Genomic DNA, 17,211 nt, shown 5'->3' with positions numbered 1-17,211 from the left:
CCGTGCTGTCGCCGACACCCCGCCCTTTGGGTGTCTGCAGCCCGGGGTCTCGACGCTGAGGCGGGGTCTCGGCGGGGCGTGCGGACGTGTGAGGTTCTGTGCGTTTTGTGGAGATCGGATGGCGGTGATCACTAGCTTGTGATCGTCCGACAGCCCCTCAACGAAGAGGAATCCCCATGCCCCCTCTCGCGACCTCCCCGCTCTCGCGCCGGCAGCTGCTCCAGTTCGGAGCCATCGGCGGCCTCACGCTCGCCGCATGTGCCGTCACCCCCGCCTTCGCGGGCCCCGGCAGCAACCCCGCCGTCACGGTGACCGACCTCGGCCCCGCCGTCACGGCCTTCTCGCATGCCGCCGCCACGCGCGTAGGGGACACCGTCTACATCGCCTCGCGCAACATCGCGCCATTCCGGATCGTCGGGTACCACATCCCCACGGGCACGGTCACGAGCGTCACGAACGGCCCTGGCATCAGCACCCAGCTCCTCGTGCCCGACGCCGAGGGGCGCTACCTGTACGCGGCGATCCGCCAGTACAACACCGCGCCAGGGCCCGGCCTCATCCGCCTCGACCTCAGCCAGCCCGGCGCTCCCAAGCAGGATCTGCACGACATCCCCGCGCTCGACCCGTATGCGCTCGCAGTCGCTCCCGACGGCGTGCTCTTCTTCGGTGGACGAGAGATGAGCAGCGATCTGCGTCCACGCCTACGGCGCTACAACACCACAACCGGTGTGCTCGACGTTGCCGCTATCCCCGACCCGAAGGCCACCATGATCCGCGCGCTCGCCGCCAGCGAGAACGAGGTCTACATCGGCACCGGCAGCGTGCTCAACGCCCTGCCCACCAGCAGTAAGGCGGGTCTGTGGGTGATGGATCGCGCGACAGGGGCTGTCCGCTCGATCCTGCCGCCCGAGTTCGCCGCCGGGATCGAGGTGCGCGACCTCATCATCCTCGACGAGACCACCGTCTGCGCCACTGGCATCACCCCACAGGGTGCCGCGATCGCGTTCATCGACCGCAACGACCCGACCCAGTACACGCTCGCCCGCCTCGGCAAGGGTGGCTCGGCGAAGAACCTCACCCACGCCGACGGCAAGGTGTACACGCTGCTCGGCGGCATCAATGAGCTTGACCGCAGCACGGGCGCCGTACGGAATCTGACCCCGCAGGGGGTTGACCTGGGCGAGCTGTGGGGTCTATTCGTGCGTGATGGCAAGATCTGGACCGTCTCGGCCTTTGGCCTTGCCGTCGAAATCGACCTCGGCACCGGCGCCCATGTGGTGCATGACGTGATCGCGGCAGGGGCGCCAGCCGACGCGCAGTTGGCGATGTCAGTCGCGGCGAGCGGCGGTGTGGTCTACGTCGGAGGCACCAACGCGGTCTCGCGGCGCGAACTGGCCACGGGCACCACGACCCGCCTGTTCGCCGGCTCCGAGGCGAAGGACATCGACATCGTGAACGGCGTGGCCTACTTCGGCCAATACAGCAACGTCGGCATCGTGCGGCACGACCCCGCGGTGGATGGCCAGTGGCCGAAGATCGTCGAGAAGTTCCCCACCGCGCAGAACCGCCCGCATCAGGTGGTGTGGGATGACGTGAATCAGCTGCTGCTGCTCGGCGTGCAGAGCGACACCCTCGGCGGTGGCAGCCTGCTCGCCTACGACCCCGTGGCCGACGTACTCACCTCGGCGATCAACCCGATCGACGCACGTCAGATGGTGCGCTCGGTCGCCACGCACGAAGGCGTCGCCTACCTCGGCGGGGACGTCACCGGAGGTCGCGGGGTCGTGGTCGCGTGGAACCCCGTCACACACAGCGAACTGTGGCGCATCGACCCCCTGGAAGACACCGCCGGCGTCACGGGGCTCGCGGTGCGGGGGCACCACCTGTATGTCATGGGCTACCGCGGCGAACTGGTTGTGGTCGATCTGCGCACCCGCGCCGTGATCCACCGTTCCCGGCATCGCGACGTCGTGCCGAACTACGGCACGTTGCTCGTGAACCGCGGGGCGGTGTACGGCACCTCCAGTGCCGCGTTCTTCCGGTTCGACCCGAAGACCTTCGCGCGCACTGACCTCACCACCCTGAATGGGGAGTGGTACGGCATCCCGCGCTCGGCCGTCGATGAGCACGACAACTTCTACGCAATTCGCGGGCGCAACCTCATTCAGATCACGGTCAACCAGCGCTGACCTGGCCCGCCCTTCCGCCGTCTCTCCAAGCACGAGCTCTCGCTCGCGGACTGACTCCTCACGCGGTGCGGAATGGGTCAGACGAGGGGGAGGGCGTCGTCGTAGGCGGTGCGGGAGAGGGCAGGTTCGGCGCCGAAGACGCGGGTGATCCCGGGGTCGGTCCGCCAGGCGGGCCACCCCGGGTCGCCTGAGGTCACGAACGCGACGGCGGCGGCGTGCAGGTCATCGGCGAGGTGCTGTGGCGGATGCTCGCCGGCGATGGGAGTGACCTGTTCGGCGTCCAGACGGTCGAACCAGAACGGCACGTCGAGGCAGTGGTGCGCCCAGCCGGTCACCGGCGACGGCCAGGCGAAGCGATAGACCCAGGTCGTGGCATCCCGCCTGGCCTCGGCGACGCGCACGACGAGCGCCCGGAACACCCGGTCGGCGACGTAGCGCCCGAGGACCGCGACGGTTCCCCTGCGGGCGCGGTTGCTGCGGAACCAGAGGCGGCGCAACGCGGTGGTGCGCTCCAGCGCTCGCAGGGCGATCCGCGCGGGCACATACCGCAGGATGCGCGGGGCGGAGTCGAGCGCCATGGTGAACTCGTCATCCGTGGCGCCGAGAAGCAGCGGCTTGTCGGCGCCGACACCGGCGGCGAGAGCATCGACGGTGGGGCGCGCGAGCAGATCACCGTCGATCACCGGCGCCCAGGGGAGTCCGTCTTCGATCGCGGCCGTCGCCTCGCCGAGCCCGCGCCGGCCGAGCAGTGATGCCTCGTACTGGCGGCGGGTGAGGGCGCGCTCGCGGACCGAGCGGAACCCCGCCAGGGTTGGCTCGACGCCGACGAGTTCGGCGAGGCGGATGCTGCGCCGCTCGGCCAGTTCGCGCGGCAGATCACCCAACGCCCCGCTGAACGACATCCCGGCGCGGAACAGATGCTGGGCCTGCGGCATCCCGAGCAGTGTGAGCACGGCCCCGCCGCCCGCGGAATGGCCGCCGATCGTGACCCGTCCCGGATCGCCTCCGAAGGCGGCGATGTTGCGCTGCACCCACTCGAGGGCAGCGAGCCAGTCGCGCACCCCGCGGTTGTCGGGTGCGCCGTCGATGACGCCGAACCCGTCGAATCCGAGCCGGTACGAGATGGTGACCAGCACCACGCCGTCACGCGTGAACGTGGAGCCGTCGTACCACTCGCTCACCGGTGAACCCGACGAGAAGCCACCGCCATGGATCCAGACGAGCACGGGCCGGGCGCCCTGCAGCGCGGGGGTGAAGATGTTGAGGTTCAGGGTCTCGGCGCCCTGCACGCTGCGCTCGGGGATGATCGCGTCATCCTCCTCGCGCCGCTGCGGGGTGGGGCCGTAGGTCGTCGCATCGCGGACCTCGGTCCACGGCGTCAGCGGCTGCGGGGGAAGGAACCGCCGCTTGCCGGTCGGTGAGGCTGCGTACGGGATGCCGAGAAACGCGATGTCCCCCGCCCGTCGGATGCCGCGCACCGGCCCCTCGACCGTGCGCACGACAGCATCCTCTTCCACCTCCCCAGTATCGCCCGCGCCCTCATGGCGTTTCTGAACTCCGCGTGACTCCGACCCTCGCCGAGACCCCGGGTACGCGTCGAGACCCCGCCCTACGGGCGCCCACAGCACGGGGTGTGGGCGACAGGACGGGGTCTCGGCGGAGGTGGTGCGGGGCGGTGCGGGGAGGTGGTGCGGGGTGGGGTCAGGAGGTGGTGTAGGCGTCGGCGACGGTGAGGGCCTCGTCGATCACCGACAGGCCGCGCACCAGGTCGTCCTCGCTGATCACCAGCGGCGGGGCGATGTGCGTGCGGTTGAAGTGCACGAACGGCCAGACGCCCGCCTTCTTGGCTGCGGCCGCGAAGGCGCCCATCGGCGCAGCATCCGCTCCGGCCGCGTTGAACGGCACCAGCGGCTCGCGGGTCTCCTTGTCGCGCACGAGCTCCACGGCCCAGAACAGCCCGCGCCCGCGCACCTCGCCGACGCTCGGGTGCGATTCCACCCAGCCGCGCAGGGTCGGCTCGACGATCCGCTCACCCAGGTCGCGCACGCGCTCCAGGATGCCGTCGCGACGGAACACCTCGAAGGTCGCCACACCGGCGGCGCAGGCCAGCGGGTGCCCTGAGTAGGTGAGCCCGCCGGGGAACGCCGTGCGGTCGAAGAACTCCGCCACGCGGTCGGAGATGACCACGCCGCCCAGGGGCACGTACCCCGAGTTCACACCCTTCGCGAAGGTGATGAGGTCGGGGCGGGCGCCGAACGCGTCGATGCCGAACCACTCGCCCAGGCGGCCGAAGCCGACCATGACCTCGTCGGCGATGTACAGGATGCCGAACCGGTCGCACAGCTCGCGCACGCCCTGCAGATAGCCGGGCGGCGGCACGAGCACGCCGTTGGTGCCGACGACCGTCTCGATGATGATCGCGGCGATCGTCGACGGGCCCTCGAGCAGGATCGTCTGCTCCAGGTGGGCCAGTGCCCGCTCGCTCTCCTGCTCCAGGGTCTCGGAGTGGAACGGCGAACGGTACAGGTAGGGGCCGAAGAACCGCACCGCGCCGATGTCGCTGGGGTCGTTCGCCCACCGGCGCGGGTCGCCGGTCAGCGAGATCGCCGTCGACGTCGAGCCGTGGTAGCTGCGGTACATCGACAGCACCTTGCGGCGGCCGGTCACCTGCCGGGCCATGCGGACGGCATACTCGTTCGCCTCGGCGCCGCCGTTGGTGAAGAACACCTTCTCGAAGCCGTCGGGCGCGACCTCGGCGATCAGCCGGGCGAGCTCGCCGCGCACATCGCTCGCGATCGCCGGCTGGATGGTCGCGAGGCGACCCGCCTGCTGCTGGATCGACGCGACGAGATCAGGATGCTGATGCCCGAGGTTCAGGTTCACCAGCTGGCTGGAGAAGTCGAGGTAGGCGTTGCCCTCGTAGTCCCAGAACGTCGAACCCTCGCCGGCGGCGACAGGCAGCGGGTCGATCAGGCCCTGGGCGCTCCACGAGTGGAACACATGCGCGCGATCGTCGGCGCGCACCTGCGCCTCGGCTGCGGCATCCGGTAGCGCGTGCGTGTGGCCCTGGCGGTCGGTGTACTCGGTCATGACGTGTGCTCCTTCGCGGGTCAGTGGTTGCTCGGGAAGCCGAGGTCGACCTGGGCGGGCGTGTGGTCGGGCCAGCGGGTGGTGACGACCTTCGAGCGCGTGTAGAAGTGGATCGACTCGGGGCCGTAGATGTGCGAGTCGCCGAACAGCGACTTCTTCCAACCGCCGAACGAGAACGCGCCCACCGGCACGGGGATCGGCACGTTGATGCCGACCATGCCGACCTCGACGTCGAACTCGTACTGACGGGCGGTGCCGCCATCGCGGGTGAAGATCGCCGTGCCGTTGCCGAAAGTGTGGGCGTTGACGAGTTCCACGGCCTCGGCGTAGCTGTCGACGCGCACGACGGCGAGCACCGGTCCGAAGATCTCGTCCTCGTAGACCTTCATGCCGGGGCGCACGTTGTCGAGCAGGCTGACGCCGGTGAAGAACCCGTCACCCTCGAAGGCCTTCTGCGTGCCGTCGACGACCACGGTGGCGCCCTCGGCCGCCGCACCGGTCACGTACGACTCGACGCGGTCGCGGTGTTCACGGGTGATCAGCGGACCCATCTCGCTGGCGGGGTCGGTGCCGTCGCCGATGCGCAGGTCGGCGATGCGGGAGCGGATGCCCTCGACGAGGTCATCCGCGATGTCGCCGACCGCCACGAGCACCGACACGGCCATGCAGCGCTCGCCGGCGGAGCCGTACGCGGCCGAGACCGCGGCCGCCGCAGCGCCGTCGATGTCGGCATCCGGCATGACGACCATGTGGTTCTTGGCGCCACCCAGCGCCTGCACGCGCTTGCCGGCGGCCGAGGCGCGCTGGTAGATCGACTGCGCGATCGGGGTGGAGCCGACGAAGCTCACCGCGGCGATGTCGGGCGACTCGAGCAGTGCGTCGACGGCCTCCTTGTCGCCGTTGACGACGTTGAGCACGCCATCGGGCAGGCCCGCCTCCTGGAAGGCCTTGGCCAGCCAGATCGCCGCCGACGGGTCCTTCTCGCTGGGCTTGAGCACGACGGTGTTGCCGCACGCGATCGCCGAGGCGATCATCCACAGCGGCACCATGACGGGGAAGTTGAACGGGGTGATGGCGGCGACCACGCCCACGGGCTGCTTGACCGAGTGCACGTCGACACCGCGCGAGACCTGCTCGGCGCGCTCACCCTTGAGCAGGTGCACGAGACCGGCGGCGAATTCGACGTTCTCGATGCCGCGCGAGACCTCGCCGGCGGCATCCGAGAGCACCTTGCCGTGCTCGCTGGTGACGATCGCTGCCAGCTCGTCGGTGCGCTCGGCGAGGATCTGGCGCAGACGGAAGAACACGTCGGCGCGCTTGATCAGGCTCGAGGCGCGCCATGCGGGCAGTGCCGCCTTCGCCACGGCGATCGCCTGCTCGACCTCGGCCGTCGACGCCGCGGCGACCTCACGGTGCGCCTCGCCGGTGGCGGGGTTGTAGACGGGCAGGGTGCGCGTGGTCTCGCCGGCGTCTGCGCCGCCGATGAAGTGACGGATCGTGGTCACGGAAGGCTCCTCATCGAGGTGGGGGTGGATGCGTGCCGCACAGAGTGACCGGGGTGGTCCTGGCGGCTTGATCCCCATGCTTTCAAAGGAGAGGATGGATGCATGAGCGCAGACCGTCAGGACTTGACGACCTTTCGGACAGATCGTCCGGAGGGTGCGGCGCTGCCGAGTGTGGGTGAGGTGCTGGCCGAGCGGGCCGTGCGCCTGGGCGACCCGGAGGTGCTCGTCGGGGGCGCCGCGCTGCAGGCGCCCGTGCGCTGGGTGCACGTCTCGGACAGTGATCGCGTCGCGCCTCTGCTCGACGGCGGCGAACTGCTCCTGTCGACGGCCGCGGCCTGGTCGGGGGATTCCGCCGCGCTGCGGGCTCTCGCGGATAGTCTCGCCGACGTCGGCGTTGCCGGTGTGGTGGTCGAGCTCGGCAACCGCTTCTCGGTGATGCCGCCGGCGTTCGTCGCGGCCTGCCGTGAGCGAGGGCTGGCGCTGATCGTGCTGCACCGGGAGGTGAAGTTCGTCGCACTGACCGAGGCCGTGCACCGGCGTATCATCGCCGGCCAGCTGGAGGCGCTGCAGGAGCGGCAGCGCCTGCATGAATTGTTCACCGGGCTCAGCCTGCGTGGCGCCCCGGCCGACACCGTGGTGCACGAGACCGCCCGCGTACTCGGCGCGCCCGTCGTACTCGAGGCGCTGGATCGCGAGGTCGTCGCCGCCGACACCCGTGACCTCTCGGTCGCCGAACTCCTCGCCGGCTGGGCGGCGCGCTCGCGCGCAGGGGTCGGGCTGACAGCTGTACCCGTCGAGGCCCGCGGCGAGCGGTGGGGCACGCTGGCGACCCTCGACGCGCCCGCACACCCGGCCGGCACCATGACCGTACTGCAGCTGGCCGCGACCGCGCTGGCGTTCTCCCGCCTGGCCGACGGGCCCGGCGCCTGGACTGCTCTGGCGGCGAGGGAGCTCGTCTCCGCCGTCGCCGGCGGTCAGCACACTGGCGTCGACGACGTCGCGGCACGCCTGGAGTCTGCGGGGCTGCCGCTGCGGGGTCGGGTGCTCGGCGTGTGGGTGGCAGAGCGGGCGGATGCCGCAGCTGTCGCCGCAGCGTTGGCCGTGTGCAACGAGATCGACGGGCTTCACGCCCGTGGAGCGGTGCACGACGGTGCGGGAGTGTTCGTGCTCTCGTCGGCGGAACCTGTGCCGACGGCGGCGCTGGCGCGCGTGGCATCCGTCCTGCCCGCCGGGCTCGCCGTGGGAGCGCCCGCCGCGAACGTGCCGGAACTGTTGGCGAGCGTGCGGGCCGCCCGGCTGCTCGCCGCACGCCTGCAACCGGGCGAGCTGCGCCGGGTCGATGACCGCCCCCTCACCCGGTTGGTCACCGAGCTCGGCGCCGACCACCGCCTGCAGGAACACAGCGAGCGGATGCTGGCCCCGCTGATCCGTCACGATGACGCCACCGGCGGCGACCTCGTGCGGGTGTTGCGCGCTGTCGTGGCGCATCCGGGCAATCGCACGGCCGCGGCCGCGGCCTCGCACCTGTCGCGGTCGGTCTTCTACCAGCGGATCGCGCTGATCTCCGACCTGCTGGGTGCTGATCTCGACGATGGTGAGACGCTCGCGGGCCTGCACCTGGCCCTGCTCGCCGCCGCGCGCTGAGTCGGCTCGGGGCGCACATGTTTTCGCGCGGTGTGCAGTAACGCCGCTCGCAGGGCCGATTCCGCGACGTTTCTGCACACCGCGCGCCGGGTCCGCGTGCGAATGGGGGTGGCACGCGGGGCTGGGTGTGCGTTCAGGAGAACGCGGCGCGCACCTCGTCGTGGGGGAGCGCGTAGCTGATGTGGTCGTCGCGACCGGCGAGGTCCTCTGCGGCGACCAGGGCATTGAGGATGGCCTCTTCCACAGCCTGGACCACGGCAGTGTAGAACGCGTCGATGCGGCCCCAGGGGATGAACGCCAGGGAGTCGAGGTCGCGCTGGTCGGCCATGCTCGACACCAGCGACCCTTCGTTCGCGGTCGAGAACGCCAGGAAGATGTCGCCCGAGAAATGACCGCCGGTGGTGCCGGTGCGGGCAAGCCCGAGCGGCACCCGACGGGCGAGCGCCTCGCACTGACCGGGCAGCAGCGGGGCATCGGTGCCCACGATGACGATCACGCTGCCGGCGCCGGGAACGGAGCGCCGGGCCGCCTCGCCCTCGCGCACGAACCACGCCGCGTCCTCGATCGGAGCGGGTGCGGACGAAGCGGGTCCGAGGTGGTGACCGAGCACGGTGAACTCTGCCCGGGAGCCGAAGTTCGCCTGCAGGAACACCCCCACGGTGTAGTCGCGGTCGCCGTAGGCGACGACGCGCGACGCGGTGCCCGAACCGCCCTTGAAGCTGTAGCAGTTCATGCCGGTGCCGCCGCCGACGTTGCCCTCGGCGACAGGGCCGGATGCCGCGGCATCGAGGGCCGCGCGGGCATGCTCGCTGGTGACATGGTCGCCGTTGATCTGGTTGAGGTAGCCGTCCCACGTCTCGCCGACGACCGGCAGCATCCACTGCACGGAGGCCTCCGGGTGGTGCTCGTGCATCCACAGGTCGACCCCGCGGTGCACGGCGCCGACGCTGTGGGAGTTGGTGATCGCGATGGGCGTCGAGAACATGCCTGCCTCGTCGATCCAGGTGCGCCCGGTGAGCTCGCCGTTGCCGTTGAGCGAGTAGGTGCCGGCCGCGACCGGCGTACCGGCACCTGCTCGCCCCCGCGGGAGGATCGCCGTGACGCCAGTGCGCGCAACGCTCTCGGCGCCGGGTTCGCCTTCAATGAGCGTCGTGTAGCCGATCTCGACGCCGGGTACGTCGGTGAGGGCATTCCACTGACCCGGCGTCCCCTCCAGGGGGATGCCGAGGTCTCGGGCGCGCGTCGTCGTCATCGTGTCCTCCACTCTGAACACACGTCAGGGTTTACGTGTTCGCAACATAGCACTCTTGACGCGGAAGTGTTCAAGGACTTTGAATGAGTGTTCAAAGTCAGGCAGCGATCAAGGAGGATCCATGACCACGTCGACACCCGAAGTCGACCCCACGCCCACCGGCAGTCTCGCGGTCGGAAGGCTGGGGGTCTGGGACATCGTGTTCTTCGTCATGTCGGCGGCGGCTCCGCTGACCGTCGTCGTGAGCGCCGCACCTGCGGCGTTCCGCCTGGGCGGCATCGGCGCGCCCGGTGCCATGCTCTTCGCCGCCGGCGTGCTCATCCTGTTCTCCTTCGGCTTCACGGCGATGTCGACCCACGTGCGTAACGCGGGCGCCTTCTACGCCTACGTCGGGCGAGGGCTGGGCAAGCCGGCCGGCATTGGTATCGCTTTCGTCACGGTGCTCGCCTACGCCGTGCTCGGCGTCTCGTTCTACGGCTTCATCGGCTTCTTCGCGCAGATGACGGCCGCGAGCCTGCTCGGCATCGACATCCCGTGGTGGGTGTGGTCGCTTGCCGCGCTCGTGCTGATCGCTGTCTTGGGCTCCCGCAAGATCGACGTCGGCGCGCGGGTGCTCGCCGTGCTGCTCACGGCCGAGGTCGGCATCCTCGTCATCCTCTCGATCGCCGTGCTGATCAACGGTGGACCCGAGCCCGCCAGCACCGTGCCGTTCTCGCCCGAGTCGGTCTTCAGCGGACCCGGCGTGGCGGCGCTCATCGTCATCGCCTTCGGCGCCTTCCTCGGCTTCGAGGGCACCGCGATCTACGCCGAAGAGGCGAAGGATCCCGAGAAGACGATCCCGCGGGCCACCTACATCGCCGTCGCCTTCCTCGGCCTCTTCTACGCCTTCGCGTTCTGGATCGTCACCCTCGCCTTCGGCGTCGAGGGCGTCATCGCGATGGCGCAGTCTGACGCGTTCACCGGCATGGTCATCATCGCCGGCGAGAACTACCTCGGCGCCTGGGCTGCTGTGGTCATTCAGATCCTCATCGTCACCAGCTTCTTCGCCTGCGTGCTCGCCTTCCACAACGCCACCAGCCGCTACCTGTTCGCTCTCGGCCGCGAGCGTCTGCTGCCGGCCGCGCTCGGCCGCACGGGAGAGCGCACCGGCGCCCCCTGGGTGGCCAGCGCCGTGATGGTGGCCATCGCCGGCGTCGCGATCCTCATCGCCGCCGTCACCGGTGCCGACCCGTACCTGCACTTGGCGATCTGGACGTACGCCGTCGGCGTCGCGGGCGTCATCTTCGCCCAGGCCGTCGCCGCGATCTCGGCTGTCGCGTTCTTCTCGCGCGACCGGCACGGGCACAGCGTGTGGCGCGTGATCATCGCCCCGGCGCTCGGAGCGCTCGGGCTGGTAGTGGCGTTCGTGCTGGTCGTGCTCAACTTCGAGATCGTCTCGGGTATGCCGGGGCCGATCAACTTCTGGCTGCTGCTGCCGACACCGGTGCTGTTCATCGCCGGTATCGTTGTGGGCCTGATGCTGCGGCGCCGTGACCCCGGCGCGTACTCCGAACTGACGCAGTCCATCCCGATCGTGGCCGAGGAGGCGCCCCGCCCGTGACGCCGTCACCCCGTCATCCGCACCGCCGAGCCGCGCTCGTGGCCGCCACCCGAAAGGTGGCGGCCCAGCGCGGCCTCGCGCAGACCAACGTGCGCGCGGTCGCGGCCGAGGCAGACGTCAGCGCGGGGAGCGTGCTCTACTACTTCCCCACCTTCGACGAGCTGGTCTATACCTGCGTGGAGGGCGTGCTCGAGGAGTTCTACGACCGGCGCGATCGCATCGCCCAGACGCTGCCCGACCCGGCCGACCGGATGCGGTCACTGATCACCGCCGGCATCCCCGACGTCGTCTCCGACGACCTGCGCATGGTCTACGAGAGCATCGGACTTGTGCGCGAGAAGCCGCAGTACGGTCCGCTCATGCGTTCGATCGTCGAGCGCCAGGTGTTGCTGTACCGCACGACGATCGAACTCGGCGTGGGCCTGGGCGTGTTCACGCCCTCCCGGACCGCGGGTGAGATCGCCCGCAACATCGTCGCCCTGGAAGACGCGTACGACCTGTATCCGCTTGTGGGTCTCGATCTCGACCGCCAGGCGTGCCGGGAGGCCGTGCTCGCTTACGCCTCGCAGGCGCTGGGCGCCGATCTGCTCTGAGAAAGCACGAATGCGCCGCGAGCGCGCGCCGGTCACACCAGGTAGATCTTGCGCAGCGTCTCGCGCACCGTCCAGATCGTGCGCATTCCCGAGGTGAGTGACACCAGCGAGCCCGGTCGCAGCTCGATGCCAGGCAGTGCCGGCTCGATGAACTCGACGGTCGCCTCCCCGGTCAGCACGACGAAGACCTCGTCGATCTCGGTGTCGCGCATCGCGCCGGGGGTCATCTCCCACACGCCGATGCCGAGATCCTCATCGAGGTCGAGCGAACCGGTGCGCGGGGCGCCGGAGACGATCTGCGCGGCCGGTACGGCATCGAGCGGCACCGGCACCGTGAGCGCGGAGACCACGGTGCCGGGGTCGAGATCGGTCATGAGTCGAATCCCATCCCGAGGGCGTCGAGCGTCTTCAGCAGGAGGTTGCGCTTGCCCTCGTTGTGGTCGGCGCGGTCGAGTGACGCGCGGGTGAGGTTGACGCCGACGGATGCCGCCGGCTCGGGCGGGAAGGGCACGGGGCGTGTCCGCACCATCTTCAGCTGCGTGCGCTCGGTCTCGACCCCGGCGAGCTTGTCGAGCATGACGTCGGCCGCGAAGCGGGTCGCACCCACGCCCAAACCCGTGAAGCCGGTGGCGTAGGCGACCCGGCCGCCGCGGGCCACGCCGAAGAAGGCGCAGAACCGACTGCAGGTATCGATCGCGCCGGCCCAGCGGTGGCTGAAGCGCACGTCCTCGAGCTGCGGGAACGTGGTGAAGAAGTGCGAGGCCAGGGTGCGGAAGGTCTCTGGGCGCTCCTCGTACTTGGCGCGCACCTTGCCGCCGTAGTGGTATACGGCGTCGTATCCGCCGAACAGGATGCGGTTGTCCGCGCTGAGCCGGTAGTAGTGGAACTGGTTGGCGCTGTCTGCGAGCCCCTGCCGGTTCTTCCAGCCGATCGCGTCATACTGCTCGCTCGTGAGCGGCTCGGTCATCAGGGCGTAGTCGTACACCGGCACCGTCATCAGCCGGTTGCGCTTGAGCAGCGAGGGGAACACGTTGGTCGCCAGCGCCACCTGCTCGGCGGTCACCGATGCCCCGCCGGCGAGCGTCACCGTCTGGGCGCCTGTACCGCTCACACCGATCACCCGGCTGTGCTCGTAGATCTCGACGCCCAGCTCGGTGGCGACGCGGGCGAGCTCCACGGCGAGTTTGGCGGGGTGGATGATCGCGCAGGTGTCCCGCGACCAGTTGCCGGCGAGATAGGTCGGGGAGTGCACCTCGGCGCGCACGGCATCCTGATCGAGGAACTCGCCCTCGCCCTCGCGCATCCACGGCACCTGGTGCGGCTCGAGTGCGAGGGCGAGCTGCCCGGTGCGTTCCCAGTCGACATCCATGCCGTAGCGCTCGACGGCGTCCTGGATGCCGTCGAGGTTCTCGAGACCGAGCTCCTCCAGCCGCTCGATCTCGTCGGGCCAGCGGCTGGCGCCGTTGTCATGACCGTGCGTGAGGCTCGCCTCGCAGAAGCCGCCGTTGCGACCGGATGCCGCCCAGCCGATGCGGGCGGCCTCGAGCAGCACCACCCGCCGCTGCGGGTCGCGCTCCTTGGCTCGCACGGCCGTCCACAGTCCGGCGTAGCCGCCGCCGACGATCACGAGGTCGGTGCGGATGCTGCCGGTGAGTGCCGGGTAGATCGGGCGTTCGATGTCGTCGAGCCAGAAGGCACCCTGCACGGAGTCGCGCAGCGCGTCGTTGATGAGGGATGCTGCGGGCTGGAGCCGTTCGAAGACGGTCGTTCCCATGGGGGTCACTCCGATGTGATGAGGGGAGGGGGGTGCGGCGAAAGGCGCGGCTAGGTCAGCGCGTGCCCCAGTTGTAGAAGTCCTTGTGCAGGCCCGCGTAGAGGAAGCACTCGGTCTCGGCGACGCCGGGGATCGCGCGCACCCGCGTCGAGACGAGTTCGAGCAGGTCTTCGTCGGTCTCGCAGATCGCCTCGGCGAGCACGTCGAACGAGCCGAGGGTGACGACCACGTAGGCGATCTCGTCGAAGGCCTTGACAGCCTCGGCCACCTCGCGGGGGTCACCCTTGACGCGGATGCCGATCATCGCCATCCGCGAGAAGCCGAGCTGGCGGGGGTCGGTGACCGCGACGATCTGCACGACACCCGCGTCGGTGAGCCGCTGCACGCGCTGGCGCACGGCCGCTTCGCTCAGGCCCACCGTGCGGCCGATGTCGGCATACGGCCGGCGACCGTCCTGCTGCAGCAGTTCGATGATCCGCTTCGACACGTCATCCAGCACGGGGGCCTTGGGCTTCTCGCTCATGTGATGATCTTGGCATCCGAAAGCAGCTCATGCAACCGAATCCGCAGAAATAGCCCAAGATTGCTTTTGAATCCGCATCCTGCCCGATCCCTGAGCGAGCGCAGCGTTCCCCCGGTCCCTGAGCGAGCGCAGCGTTCCCCCGGTCCCTGAGCGAGCGCAGCGTTCCCCCGGTCCCTGAGCGAGCGCAGCGAGACGAAGGGCGCTCAGGCCCGGAGCGCTTTCACCTGCCGGCGCTCGCGCAGCGAGAGGCCTGGCCGCTCCTCGATGCGGGTGCCACCATCGTCGAGCCATCCGTGTCGCTCATAGAACGACGCGGCGCGCTCATTGCCCTCGAGCACCCAGAGGTAGGCGGCATCGTGCCCCTCGGCGCGCAGCGCGTCTTCCACGGCGACCAGCAATTCGTGCCCGACGCCTGTGGACCAGTACTGGGGGTGGGCGTAGATCCCCCACAGCTCGCCGCTCGCCGGGCCATCGGCATCCCGCGCGGCGCCATAGCCCGCCCACCCAGCGATCACGCCGTCACGCTCGACGACCAGCGTGCGTGCCTGCCGCTCCGGGTCGCCGAGAATCGTCACCCAGCCGGCCTCGCGATCGGGGATCGAGAGGTCATCGAGCACGTGCTGCGGCAGCAGTCCGCGGTAGGCGCGCTGCCAGCCGAGCACGTGCACGACCGCGAGGCCGTGTGCATCCTCTGCCGTGGCGCGGCGGACCGGCATCCGCTCAGCCCGCGTTGCGGCGGGCGTTCCAGCCGCTCTCGACCATCTCGTCGACCGTGTACCGCATCTGCCAGTCGAGGTCGCGCGCGGCCAGCTCGCCGGTGGCGACGATGCGGTCGGGGTCACCGGGGCGGCGCGGCGCCACGGTCGGGGTGAACTCGATGCCGGTGACGCGCACCATGGCATCCATGATCTGCTTCACGCTCAGCCCGTCACCCGAACCGAGGTTGTAGGCCGGTTCGATCGGTTCGCCGGCGGCCAGTCGCTGGGCGGCGACGACGTGTGCCGCCGCGATGTCGCCGACGTGCACGTAGTCGCGCACATTGGTGCCGTCGGGGGTGTTGTAATCGTCGCCGAAGATACGCGGGGTGTTGCCTGCGAGGAGCGCCTCGAACACGATCGGGAAGAGGTTGTGCGGGCTGACGTCGTAGACCGTCAGATCGGCGGAGCCGACCACGTTGAAGTAGCGCAGCGAGGTGTGGCGCAGGGCGATGTCGGTGCCTGCCGTCGCGATGCCCTGATCACGCAGGAGCCATTCTCCGATGAGCTTCGACTCGCCGTAGGGGCTCGCGGGGCGCTTGGCGGTGTCCTCGACGACGAGGTCGACGTCGGGGGTGCCGAACACGGCGGCGCTCGACGAGAAGACGATGTTCGTCACCGCGGCCGCCTGCATCGCCTCGAGGATGACGCGGGTGCCCTCGACGTTCTGCTCGTAGGTGTGCAGCGGGCGCTCGACCGAGACACCGGCGTACTTGAAGCCGGCGACATGGATGACGCCCTCCACGGCGTAGTCGCGCAGTGTGCGCTCGACGAGCTCGCGGTCGAGGATGCTGCCTTCCACGAGAGCGACGTCTTCGGGCACGAAGGAGGGATGCCCGCTGGAGAGATCATCGAGCACGACCGGGGTCATGCCGGCCGCCGAAAGAGCCCGAACGACGTGCGATCCGATGTAGCCGGCGCCGCCGGTGACAAGCCAGGACATGTTCCTCCTCAGTCGCGCGACCCGTCCGGGCACGCGGTGTTCATTGTGTCACGCGTCGCGTCGTGGACCCTCGGAGGGGGTCACCGTGAACAGGTGCGGGGCGCCGAATCCGGCGTCGGCGAACGCGTGCCGCACGGCATCCGACACGGCCGCCACCCGGTCGCGGTCGACGAGCGCGATCGCCGCCCCGCCGAAACCGCCGCCGGTCATCCGCGCCCCCACAGCCCCTGTGGCAAGAGCGGTGTCGACGGCGAGGTCGAGCTCGGGCACGGAGATCTCGAAGTCGTCGCGCATCGAGGCGTGCGAGGCGATCAGCAGGTCGCCGATCGCCCGCGGACCCTGCTCGCGCAGCATCCGCACCGTGTCGAGCACGCGCTGATCCTCGGTGACCACGTGGCGCACCCGGCGGAAGGTCACGTCGTCCATCAGCTCGGCGGCGCGCGGCAGGTCGCCGACCCCGAGGTCGCGCAGCGCCGGGACGCCCATGAGCGCCGCCCCGCGTTCGCACGCCTCACGCCGTTCGCGGTAGCCGCCGGTGGAGTGCGAGTGGCTGACCTTGGTGTCCATCACGAGCACCTCGAGACCGGCGGGCGCGAATCCGGTCGGGATCGATACGGCATCGAGGGTGCGGCAGTCGAGGAACGTCGCGGCATCGGGCTGGCCGAGCATGGATGCCATCTGGTCCATGATCCCGGTGGGGGCGCCGACGGCCTCGTTCTCGGCCCGGCGCCCGGCGCGGGCAAGGGTCACGGGGTCGAGGTCAAGCGCCCAGAGGTCGTTGAGGGCGGATGCCGTCGCCCCTTCGATCGCGGCGGAAGACGACAGCCCGGCGCCGACCGGCACGTCGGAGGCGATAGCGAGATCGAAGCCGCGCCCTGGGGCATCCGGCGTGAGCGCGCGCAGCGCCCACGCGACGCCGAGGACGTACGCCGACCACTCCGGCACGGTCGGGGCGCCCGCGCCGGGGAAGAGCGTGTCGAGGTCGGCGACAGACACCTGGACGGGGTCGGCTGCGAAGGTCGACGCGACGCGGATGCGGTCGTCATCGCGCAGGCTCGCCGCCGCATAGGTGCGGTGCTGGATCGCGAACGGCAGCACGAATCCGTCGTTGTAGTCGGTGTGCTCACCGATGAGGTTGACCCGTCCGGGAGCCGACCAGACGCCGGTGGGGGCGTGGCTGGTGAGGGCGATGAACAGGTCGCGCGCGGCATCCGGCGCGGTCATCGCGGCATCCGAAGCAGTCATGGTGTCTCCTGGCTGGTGCTGGTGCTGGTGCTGGTGCTGGTGCTGGTGCTGGTGCTGGTGCTGGTGCTGGTGCTGGTGCTGGTGACCCACCGGGGCAT

Annotated in this window: 14 protein-coding genes; 4 read left to right on the top strand and 10 right to left on the bottom strand. The window is 70.1% G+C overall.

The genetic code is table 11. From position 1 onward, the window contains the following. The first annotated feature begins 176 nt into the window (after positions 1-176). A complete protein-coding gene (locus WDU93_RS01320; RefSeq protein WP_337316564.1) occupies positions 177-2,189 on the top strand; it encodes a hypothetical protein in 2,013 nt (670 codons plus the stop codon). A 77-nt stretch (positions 2,190-2,266) separates the two neighbouring features. Here the strand turns inward: WDU93_RS01320 and WDU93_RS01315 are convergent, their stop codons facing one another. The 3 genes from WDU93_RS01315 to WDU93_RS01305 form a co-directional block, all read right to left on the bottom strand. Beyond that, positions 2,267-3,706, bottom strand: coding sequence for a carboxylesterase/lipase family protein (locus tag WDU93_RS01315; protein ID WP_337316562.1), 1,440 nt, complete (start codon positions 3,704-3,706; stop codon positions 2,267-2,269). Between the two features lie 184 nt (positions 3,707-3,890). After that, on the bottom strand, positions 3,891-5,279 hold the full coding sequence (locus WDU93_RS01310; RefSeq protein ID WP_337316561.1) for an aspartate aminotransferase family protein: 1,389 nt from the start codon (positions 5,277-5,279) through the stop codon (positions 3,891-3,893). Positions 5,280-5,299: 20 nt separating this feature from the next. Continuing rightward, on the bottom strand, positions 5,300-6,784 hold the full coding sequence (locus WDU93_RS01305; protein WP_337316559.1) for a CoA-acylating methylmalonate-semialdehyde dehydrogenase: 1,485 nt from the start codon (positions 6,782-6,784) through the stop codon (positions 5,300-5,302). 102 nt (positions 6,785-6,886) lie between these two features. On the opposite strand from WDU93_RS01305, the gene WDU93_RS01300 reads away from it, so the two are divergent. Next, positions 6,887-8,428, top strand: coding sequence for a PucR family transcriptional regulator (locus WDU93_RS01300; RefSeq protein WP_337316557.1), 1,542 nt, complete (start codon positions 6,887-6,889; stop codon positions 8,426-8,428). Between the two features lie 133 nt (positions 8,429-8,561). On the opposite strand, the gene WDU93_RS01295 is transcribed toward WDU93_RS01300, so the two are convergent. Next, on the bottom strand, positions 8,562-9,680 hold the full coding sequence (locus WDU93_RS01295; RefSeq protein WP_337316555.1) for a DmpA family aminopeptidase: 1,119 nt from the start codon (positions 9,678-9,680) through the stop codon (positions 8,562-8,564). Positions 9,681-9,801: 121 nt separating this feature from the next. Here WDU93_RS01295 and WDU93_RS01290 point away from each other — a divergent pair, with 121 nt between their 5' ends. Beyond that, positions 9,802-11,280: an APC family permease gene (locus WDU93_RS01290; protein ID WP_337316553.1), complete on the top strand. Its 1,479-nt coding sequence runs from the start codon at positions 9,802-9,804 to the stop codon at positions 11,278-11,280. Then, positions 11,277-11,873 carry a TetR/AcrR family transcriptional regulator gene (locus WDU93_RS01285; protein WP_337316551.1) on the top strand — a complete coding sequence of 199 codons (597 nt, stop codon included), beginning with the start codon at positions 11,277-11,279 and terminating at the stop codon, positions 11,871-11,873. Before WDU93_RS01290 ends, WDU93_RS01285 begins: the two co-directional genes overlap by 4 nt. 32 nt (positions 11,874-11,905) lie before the next feature. On the opposite strand, the gene WDU93_RS01280 is transcribed toward WDU93_RS01285, so the two are convergent. The 6 genes from WDU93_RS01280 to galK form a co-directional block, all read right to left on the bottom strand. Continuing rightward, positions 11,906-12,247 (bottom strand): cupin domain-containing protein, encoded by a 342-nt coding sequence (locus tag WDU93_RS01280; protein WP_337316549.1) that lies wholly within the window; start codon positions 12,245-12,247, stop codon positions 11,906-11,908. Further along, a complete protein-coding gene (locus tag WDU93_RS01275) occupies positions 12,244-13,647 on the bottom strand; it encodes an NAD(P)/FAD-dependent oxidoreductase (RefSeq protein ID WP_337316547.1) in 1,404 nt (467 codons plus the stop codon). The genes WDU93_RS01280 and WDU93_RS01275 overlap by 4 nt, the downstream gene beginning before the upstream one ends. A gap of 55 nt (positions 13,648-13,702) precedes the next feature. After that, positions 13,703-14,170 carry an Lrp/AsnC family transcriptional regulator gene (locus WDU93_RS01270; protein WP_337316545.1) on the bottom strand — a complete coding sequence of 156 codons (468 nt, stop codon included), beginning with the start codon at positions 14,168-14,170 and terminating at the stop codon, positions 13,703-13,705. A gap of 203 nt (positions 14,171-14,373) precedes the next feature. After that, a complete protein-coding gene (locus WDU93_RS01265) occupies positions 14,374-14,886 on the bottom strand; it encodes a GNAT family N-acetyltransferase (RefSeq protein WP_337316543.1) in 513 nt (170 codons plus the stop codon). Between the two features lie 4 nt (positions 14,887-14,890). Then, the gene (galE, locus tag WDU93_RS01260; RefSeq protein WP_337316541.1) at positions 14,891-15,868 is read right to left on the bottom strand and encodes a UDP-glucose 4-epimerase GalE; all 978 of its coding nucleotides are present in this window, start codon (positions 15,866-15,868) and stop codon (positions 14,891-14,893) included. A 48-nt stretch (positions 15,869-15,916) separates the two neighbouring features. Beyond that, entirely contained in the window at positions 15,917-17,092 is a 1,176-nt protein-coding gene (gene galK / locus WDU93_RS01255) for a galactokinase (RefSeq protein WP_337317270.1), read from the bottom strand. Positions 17,093-17,211 lie beyond the last annotated feature (119 nt).

The organism is Microbacterium istanbulense, from assembly GCF_037204145.1.
GTDB lineage: Bacteria > Actinomycetota > Actinomycetes > Actinomycetales > Microbacteriaceae > Microbacterium > Microbacterium istanbulense.
This window is presented reverse-complemented; position numbering and strand designations above follow the sequence as displayed.